Source organism: Streptomyces sp. WELS2, assembly GCF_013870595.1.
GTDB lineage: Bacteria > Actinomycetota > Actinomycetes > Streptomycetales > Streptomycetaceae > Streptomyces.
Map to the genome: position 1 here is coordinate 1 of NZ_JACBWZ010000212.1, position 8694 is coordinate 8694.

6 protein-coding genes are annotated in these 8694 nt (G+C 70.7%); 4 read left to right on the plus strand and 2 right to left on the minus strand.

Features of this window, described 5'->3' with window-relative positions:
* Positions 1-400 precede the first annotated feature (400 nt).
* Positions 401-556: a hypothetical protein gene (locus H5J33_RS15015; RefSeq protein ID WP_181795415.1), complete on the plus strand. Its 156-nt coding sequence runs from the start codon at positions 401-403 to the stop codon at positions 554-556.
* 229 nt (positions 557-785) lie between these two features.
* Here the strand turns inward: H5J33_RS15015 and H5J33_RS15020 are convergent, their stop codons facing one another.
* Entirely contained in the window at positions 786-2276 is a 1491-nt protein-coding gene (locus H5J33_RS15020) for a carboxylesterase/lipase family protein (RefSeq protein WP_181795416.1), read from the minus strand.
* A 21-nt stretch (positions 2277-2297) separates the two neighbouring features.
* Positions 2298-3212: an MBL fold metallo-hydrolase gene (locus tag H5J33_RS15025; RefSeq protein WP_181795417.1), complete on the minus strand. Its 915-nt coding sequence runs from the start codon at positions 3210-3212 to the stop codon at positions 2298-2300.
* Between the two features lie 297 nt (positions 3213-3509).
* On the opposite strand from H5J33_RS15025, the gene H5J33_RS15030 reads away from it, so the two are divergent.
* The 3 genes from H5J33_RS15030 to H5J33_RS15040 all read left to right on the plus strand — a co-directional run bounded on the left by H5J33_RS15030 (position 3510) and on the right by H5J33_RS15040 (position 8629).
* Positions 3510-4379: a helix-turn-helix domain-containing protein gene (locus H5J33_RS15030; RefSeq protein ID WP_181795418.1), complete on the plus strand. Its 870-nt coding sequence runs from the start codon at positions 3510-3512 to the stop codon at positions 4377-4379.
* Positions 4380-6103: 1724 nt separating this feature from the next.
* A complete protein-coding gene (locus tag H5J33_RS15035; RefSeq protein WP_181795419.1) occupies positions 6104-6439 on the plus strand; it encodes a PadR family transcriptional regulator in 336 nt (111 codons plus the stop codon).
* 954 nt (positions 6440-7393) lie between these two features.
* Positions 7394-8629: a carbohydrate-binding protein gene (locus tag H5J33_RS15040; protein ID WP_181795420.1), complete on the plus strand. Its 1236-nt coding sequence runs from the start codon at positions 7394-7396 to the stop codon at positions 8627-8629.
* The last annotated feature ends 65 nt before the right edge of the window (positions 8630-8694 follow it).

Here is an 8694-nt window from a genome sequence, read left to right on the forward strand (position 1 = left end):
ACGCCATGCCGCGAACAGGACACCCCTGCCAAGCCGAAACCACCTGAGTGAGGGACAGACAATCCCCGCCCGGCAGTCGAGATCACGGCCAGCAGGTCCCGGCGTGGGGAGACGGCCAGGCGGTACGCGAGGTTCGTGGCCTGGCGCTCATGGTGAGGAAGCGGCGCCTCCTGATGGAGGACGTCGGGGCGGCGGAACGCCGAGGAGCGGCCCCGGCTTGGTGCTGCCCGCGGCCGTACGGCATCCGCACCACCCCGGGCTCGCTGGTGTCCGCGGGCGCCGACCCACCCGCAGTACGCTGCGATCGGCACGGCCACGCAGTTCCTGACGTCCGCCGCGTCGGTGGCCCAGTACAACGTCATCCGCTTCCAGCCCCGGGCGACGTCCGCGGGCCGCCGTCGTGGACGGAGGGTCCAAGGAAGACTGGTGCGTACTGCCCGTCGGCGCTCTGGAGGGAGCGGTGCTCGTCATCGGCCGCCTGGCCGCCGGGATGGGCCTCTTCGAGAGTGCCGAGGGCGGTGTCGGGCCGGCAGTGGCGCAGGCCGCAGGCATCTGATGCGGCGCGCGGGACGGGTGCACGCCGCCCTGTGGTCCGGCCGCGAGTCCCGGAAGCCCATCTCCCGCAGCCGAGACCCCGGCGTTGGCCGGCACACGCCGGCCCGGCAGCCGGCCGGCCGACCCGGACGAGCGTCAGGTCGAGCGCACGACGCCATGGCCGGCGCACTCGCCCGGTGCGACCGGCCCACCTCGTGAGGGAGGACACCTCGCACCATGTGCGCGCCGGGTCAGGTCCATGCCCGGTGTTCCTGGCCGCGAGGGTCGTCGATCTGTGTCCAGTCGGCGTCGACACGCATGGTCGCCCGGCGCGCGGTGTCGTACGGGTCCCAGCCGGGATCGCCGGTCCTGGCGAACTGGATCCATGTCTCGTGCACACGGGAGGCGAGACCGGCGGGCGGTCTGTCGGGGCCGAGCAGGGCATCGGCGCCGTGCAGCCGTGGCAGGTGCGTGAGGTCGAAGACGAAGGGCAGCTCCACCGCGTGGGCGGCCCCCAGTTGTCCGTCGACGGCGCGGGAGCGCCACGCGAACTCGTATGCGTAGGTGGCGCCACCGGACCGGTCGGCGTGTGCGTCGGCCAGGGCCCGGCTGCCCGCGCCGAACAGGGCGTCGCCCAGGATGGCCGACCGCAGCTCGCCGAAGGCCGCCCTCGGGCGGGTCCCGCGGTATGTGTCCACGAGCCGGTCCGGATCGGGATGCACACGTGCCGCGATGGCGTCGACGTCCGCACGCGTCGCGGTGGCGTACGCGTCCACCGGGACCAGATAGAGGTTTCCCTCCTCCGTGTTGGTTCCGACGAGCAGGTCGACGTCGGCGCCGGGGCCCGCGGCGAGGGATTCCGCGGGCTGGGTGTCCAGGACCAGGCTGAAAGGGCTGAGCCCGATCAGCGGGTCGTGGTGGGTAGCCGTCCGCAGGTCCGTGCCGGCGAGCGCGGAGACCGCTTCCACCAGACGGGCGTCGGGGATCCGCGCGAAGGCGTCGACGTGCGGTTCGATGCCCAGGGCCCGGGCCGCCGCCCCGGTGACGCGGGCGGCCTGCTCGGGCGTGAACGCGCCCAGACCGCTGCCGCTCTGGACGATCGCCCGGTGGAACAGTCCCCCCGCTTCGGGAGTGGCCAGGACGCCCCCGACGATGGTCGCTCCGGCCGACTGGCCGAAGAGGGTGACGTTGTGCGGGGCACCGCCGAAGGCGGCGATGTTGGCCCGTACCCAGCGCAGCGCGGCCAGGACGTCGAGCAGCCCGCGGTTGGCGGGTGCTCCGGGAAGGTCGAGGAACCCTCCTACGCCGAGTCGGTAGTTGAGGGTGACGAGGACGACACCGTCGCGGGCGAACGCGGAACCGTCGTACAGCGCGGACCGTGTCGACCCGGCGACGAATCCACCGCCGTGGACGAACACCATGACGGGAAGGTCGCCGTCCGCGTCGGCGGGCGCCCAGACGTTGACCGTGAGGTAGTCCTCACCGCGGCTCCAACCAGCCCCGAAGTAGGGGGACATGTCGAGACGGCCGAGCTTGCGCGCGGGCTGCGGAGCGTTGGGTCCCGGCGTCGTGGCATCCCGTATGCCGTCCCACGGTTCGTGCGGGCGGGGCGCCGCGAACCGGGCGGCGCCGCGGGGCGGGGCGGCGTAGGGGATGTTCAGGAATGTGGCGACGCCGCCTTGGCGCAGGCCGCGGACGGGTCCCTGCGTCGTCGTGACGACGGGGTGGGTGCGATGGTTCACCGGAGTTCCTTTCCGCAGGGCTCAGCCCTGTTCGGTGTAGGGGGCGAAGGGAGCCCAGCTCTTGATCGCGAACTTGCCGCCGTCGCGCACCACTTGCGCGGCTCCGTGACCGCCCAGGTGCGCGGGCACGACGAGGGCGTGGTTGTCCGCCGCCCAGCCCAGGATCTTGCGGCGGGTGGCGCGCGCCTGCGCGGGGTCCTCGCAGAAGCAGCTGTTGGAGTCCGGTTCGAGGATCTGCACCGGGCTGTGCAGCAGGTCACCGACGAACACCGCGCGGTCCGTCCCGGAGGTGAGGATCAGTACGGAGGATCCGGGGGTGTGCCCCGGCGCGGACTCCAGGCGCAGACCGGCGTCGATCTGGTGGCTGTCCTCCCACAGCAGTGTCTGGCCGGCCTGGTGCACCGGGGCGACACTGTCCTCGAACACGTTCTGGTTGCCGCGGCCGAGCACGCTCGTGTGGCCGTTCTCCGGGTTCCAGAAGTCGAAGTCGTCCTTCGGCATCAGGTAGGTGGCGTTGGGAAAGGTGGGCACCCAGGTACGCCCGTCGAGATACGTGTTCCAGCCGACGTGATCGATGTGAAGGTGTGTGTTGATCACGATGTCCACGTCCTCGGGGCGGACTCCGGCGCGGGCGAGGTTGTCGAGGAATCCGGTGTCCATCCGGCTCCACACAGGGGCGTACGGGCGCTCCTTGTGATTGCCCACGCCGGTGTCGACGAGGATGGTCCTGCCCTCGCTGCGCAGGAGCCAGGTCTGGATCGCCGAAGGGACGATCCGGGTCCCGTCGTCCAGGAAGTTGGGGACCAGCATGGTGCGGTGTTCCTCCCATGCCTGGGCGGGGCTGTCCGGGAAGAACGTCTCGGGGGTCATGTCCACGGGCCCGAAATACTCCCGGACGCGGGTGAGCGTGACGTCACCCAGGGTGATGGTGTTCATGTGGCTTTCCATGCGCTTCCTCAAGGGCGATGCGGCTGTCCGGCGCGGCACGGCCCGTACGCGTCGGCGGTTCGACCGGACAGCTCCCGGAAAACGCCGCGGACGAAGCGACGGTGTCGAAGAGTCCGGTCATGTGGACGTCCTTACGAGAGGTGCGCCGCACGGGGTGCCGCCGTCGCGACGGGTGAACGGTGCGGAACCCATGTCAGCGGCATCACGGCGACCGAGCCAGACCGGACCTTGCCTATCCCCGGCCGGGTCAGGTTCCCGGCCTGTGAGGCCCACATAATGGGCCACATGAGCGGACAGCGAGAACTCGGGAACTTCCTGCGGACTCGGCGGGCTCAGCTGCATCCGGAGGATGCCGGGCTGCCGGACTACGGAGACCGGCGCAGGGTGCCCGGCTTGCGCCGTGAGGAACTGGCACTGCTGGCCGGCGTCAGTTCCTCGTACTACACCCGGCTGGAACAAGGCCAGTCCATGGGCCCCTCGTCCGAGGTCCTCGACGCCATCGGCCGGGCGCTGCACCTGGACGAGGCCGAGCAGCGCCACCTCCACGACCTGGCGGACCGCGCGAAGCGGCGTACGGTCGTCCACCGCCCACCCGCCGAGCACATCGACTCGGCGACCCTCGACCTGCTGGAGGCTGTCGGTGACGTTCCCGCCCTCGTCAGCGGGCGACGCAGTGACATCCTGGCCTGGAACCGGACGGGACACGCGCTGTTCGCCCCCCACCTCGACCCGGCCGGCCCGGCGGATCCCGGCAACCGGCCCAACCTGGTCCGCCTGATCTTCCTCGACCCCCACACCCGAGCGCTGTACGCCGACTGGCCGAGCAAGGCAAGGGCCGTCGTCGAGAACCTCCGTATGACGGCCGGCCGACACCCCGACGACACGCTGCTCACCTCGCTCGTCGACGAGCTGACCACGAGGAGCCCGGAGTTCGCCGCCATGTGGGCCGATCACAGGGTCAGCCCCTGTGGCTCCGCGGTGTACGAGATGCACCACCCGCTGGTCGGCAGCCTCACCGTCCGGCAGCACAGCCTGCGTCCCCCGCAGGGCGAGGAACGGCACATCGTGCTCGCCATCGCCGAACCCGGCTCCCCGTCACAGGCCGCCCTCCGCCTGCTCTCCCGGACGACCGCCCCGACGGCCCGTCAGGAGTGAAGTGTCCGACGGCATCCGCCGGGGCGCCGGACGACCTGTACGGCCCGGCCCACGGTTCCTGACACACCGTCCTGCACGAGGGATCTTGCGACCGCGCCCGGTGAGCCGACCGTGCCGGTACCACTTCTCCGGGTGCACAGACGACACAGCTGCTCCCGTGTGGCGGGACGCGCGGCCGATCGGCCTCTTGTGCGGGTAGGGCCATGTGGCGTGACTTCCATGAGGGATATCGCGCTGATCACCGCCAGGAAGAGGTGCGCCGCTACCACCTGCGCCAGGTCGTCGTTGGCGACGGCCGCCGACCGGCCCGCACGCCCCTCGCTCGCTCAGGCGCGGGAAGAGGCCGGGGCCCCGGCCGGACTGTGAACGGGCCGGGGCCTTGCCGTCCTCGACCGGGCGACGAGTCGTCAACCGAGGCGCAACTGCGCAACCTCTTCGGCGAGGGCCGGCACCCGCACGCCGACCGGATCGAGGCCGCCCAGCTCGTCGCCGGGGGAGCGGCCACCGCATCGGCCGCCTGGCCTGCGAGGGGGAGGAGCCGGCCGACGGCGAGCGCGAGGGCACCAGGGTGCTGTTCCCGCCCGGACGGGGGATCTGCAGCGTGTCGTCGCCATGCTGATGCGGGACATTGGCTGCCGCGGCTCTCCACCCCCTCGGGCTGCCGTCCGGCCACGCTGGTTCTCCGCCTGACGCGGTTGCCGTGCGTAAGGCGTTGCAGCAGGGGGGCCGGGTGGGCGGCGGCCGGCGTCCGCTGACCGGCCGTTCCCTGCCGTGGCGAGTACTGAAGAGGCGCCCGGAGCCGGTGGGTTGGGCACTGGCCCTCTTTGAAGCCGTACGTAATGTGCACTGGTTCCGTGCCTTCCGCGGGGCAGGTTCCCGTCACGGGCGGTGTCCGCGTGATGCCGGCCAGACGGTGTCCAGAGCCCCGCCCGTCCGAGGATACGAGCTGTACGCTCCTTGGGGGCAAGGCTCTGGCCCGGCGGGGCGGCCTCAGCCGTCGACCGAGGCCGCGGCCCTTTTGGCATCACTTCCACTTGTCGTAGAAGTACGCGACGACCAGCAGGACTTCGCAGGCCGCCGACACGGTGTCCGGCCTGAAATGGAACTGGACGGACCTCTTGAAACGGCTCCTCCATTCCCTGTGCGCCTTGAAACTGTGATCTTTCCCGGATCGACGGGACGGCATCCGAGCCGACCCCCTTCGGCCGGGCGGGGAAGCGCCCCGCGTCGCTGAGAGCGTTCGCCGCGCCCCCAGCTGGTCCAGGCGCGCCCAATCCACTCCGCGGAAACCCGAAGATCGTGAGCTTCTTGGTTTCCATAGACAGTAGAGACCCGCTCCCGCCAGCGTCCTAACGATTTGAGAGGAAACTGAGCATAACGATCCGGTGGCAGCCGGACACGCGGCGTAGTGCTTGTGACTGGATGCGTACCGGCTGGGCAGCGGTAACCCCGCAGCAGCAACCGCACTTGGCGGCGTTCTCGCCGGTCAGCGTGAACTCCACGGTCCCGTGTGCGCGTGCACACTCTGTGTGCCGATCCGCCCTGTTCTCACGGGTGGGGGGCAGAAGAGGGCCGAGGCGAAGACTGTCCCTCATCAAGGACGACGACCATGTCGCCGCGGACCGTCTGCTACGCGCACTGCGCCGGCTCGTGAGAGGTGCCGGGGGGCCAAGCGGACATGAAACCAAGCTAGCTTCGTACTCGATATATGGTTCACTGAAGGTATGACACCGCTCCGGCTGACAAAGCCGCTGATCGCCGTCCTGAATGAACTGCTGGATGCGCAGAGGAACGGAAACGACATCTGGGGCCTCGAGATCTGCCGCAAGGCCGACCTCGGCCCCGGCACCGTGTATCCCATCCTCGACCGGCTCACCGAACGTGGCTGGGTCACCAGCCGGGAGGAAACCGGCCCGCACTCTGGTCGCCCCGCGCGCCGCTTCTTCGAATTCACACCCATGGGACACGAGCAGGCGGCCCATGTGCTTCAGATGCGTGAACTGAGCCGCACCAGAGCAGGCCTGAAGCCCAAAGATTCGGGGCCTGAAGATGCCAGTTGAGGCCTGGCCCATCCGGCCTGGGCGTGCAACGATCCCTCACGCGCCCACAGACCGGATGCGGCAGCCAGATGCCAACTGCCCTGGACGACACACGTGATCCGCACCGGCCCGGGTACACGCGGGCTGAATGTGCGACCCGGAACGAATGGCGGTCGTGACGGAAGCGGACCCGGCGCTGGTGGGCGGCGCCGGCGCTGGGCCGGATCGGCTGGTTCCGGCCGTGATCACCTCGTCCCCGCCCCTGAAGCGGGCACGCTGGGCGAGCTCAACGCCATGATCGACCGGTGGGCCCAGGAGGACGACGTCCGCCGCGTCCGTTCCCCCCCGCACGATCGGTGAGTACTGCGCAGCCGAGCAGCCGCTGCCGGCGTCACTGCCGGAGGACCCGTTCGAGACGGGTCGGCCATCCACTCCGCGGGTCGACCACTACAGCCGGATCTGCGTCCGGATGAACTGCTACGCGGTGCCGGTGCGACTGATCGGCCGCTCGCACGCGCACGGTCTGTGTCCTGATGAGCCCTCGCCCTCCCGTACGGCGGCTGCGTCGACGCCTCCGGTTCCGTTGCGCGCGGATCACCGGAGCAGGTGGTCTTCGCGTGAGCCGGCCGACTGGGGCGGGGACCTTGTGGCCGGGGCCAACGGCTGTGGCAGCGTCGGTTCGTCGGCGATTGGTGGGGGGTGTCGGCGGGGGAGGGGCCGGGCTGTGCTCGGTGTCGGTGGGCAGCGGGTTGTCGGGGCCGGAGGGGTCGCGGGCGGTGCCCCGTGCCGACTTCCCCGACCGGTTCGGGCTCGGCCGGTGTGGCGTTCTGGCTGCGCCTGGTAGACGCGAGGTAAAGAAAACGTATGGTCTAGTCCAAAGAGGAAGTTGGTCTAGTCCAGGTTATTGACGTGGCCGCAACAGCTCCCGGAGGGTGGGGCTCCCCGCTCTGGGGTCCCCACCCTCTGGAGGCACACATGAGACGTCTTCGGGCATGCCTGGGCGCGGCTGCGGCCGTCGGCCTCGCCGCGGCCGGCGCCACCGCGCTGGTGGCCGGCAGCGCCTCGGGCGCGACCGGCGCGCTCGGCAACCGCTGGTACGCCGCCGCCCCTTATCTGATGCCGCTGGACAACGACCCGCCGGACCCGGCCGCCATCATGGACGCCACCGGCCTGAAGGCGTTCCAGCTCGCCTTCGTCCTCGCGCCCAACGGCGGTGGCTGCACGCCCACCTGGGACGGCACGGCGCCGGTCGGCTCGGACACCGCCGTACGGTCGGTGATCGACACCATCCGGGCCAAGGGCGGGGACGTCTCGGTCTCCATCGGCGGCTACGGCGGCACCAAGCTCGGCCAGGCCTGCGCGGACCCGGCGTCCACGGCGGCGGCCTACCAGCAGGTCATCACCAAGTACGGGCTGCACGCCATCGACTTCGACCTGGAGGAGCCGGAGTACGAGAACACCGCGGCGATCAGGAACGAGATCGGCGCCGCGAAGATCCTCCAGCAGAACAACCCCGGGCTGTACGTGTCCGTGACCACGGCCGGCACGGCGGACGGCACCGGCTGGTTCGGCAAGCAGATGCTGCTGGAGGCCAAGGCGCAGGGGTTCACCCCGAACAACTTCTCCATCATGCCGTTCGACGGCGGCTTCAACGGCGCGGCGAGCCAGACCGCCGCGCTCACCAAGTTCAACGGCGTGCTCCAATCCACCTTCGGCTGGGACGAGGCCACCGCCTACGCTCACGAGGGCTTCTCGGGCATGAACGGCCGCAGCGACACCGGTGAGTACTTCGCCCAGGCCGACTTCCAGACCGTGCTCGACTACGCCACCGATCACCACATGGACCGGTTCACGTTCTGGTCGCTGAACCGCGACCGGCAGTGCACACCGGCCGACAACGGCGGCCGCACGTCCGGCACCTGCTCCAGCGTGGCCCAGAACGCCTGGGACTTCGCCAAGTACTCCGTGAAGTTCGCCGGGGTCACCCCGCCGACCACCACGCCCACGCCCACCCCCACCCCCACCCCCACCCCCACGCCGACCCCGACGGCCCCCGCCTCCTGCCGGCCCGCCTGGAGCGCCACGACGGCGTACACGGCCGGGGCCGAGGTCTCGTACGGCAAGCACAACTGGAAGGCCAAGTGGTGGACCCAGAACGAGACGCCCGGCGCCTCGCAGTGGGGACCGTGGCAGGACGAGGGCGCCTGCTGAGGCATTCGGTGACCGGTTCGGCGTCCGCCACGCTGAACGAACCCCCGGACCCGGCCCCCTCGCGC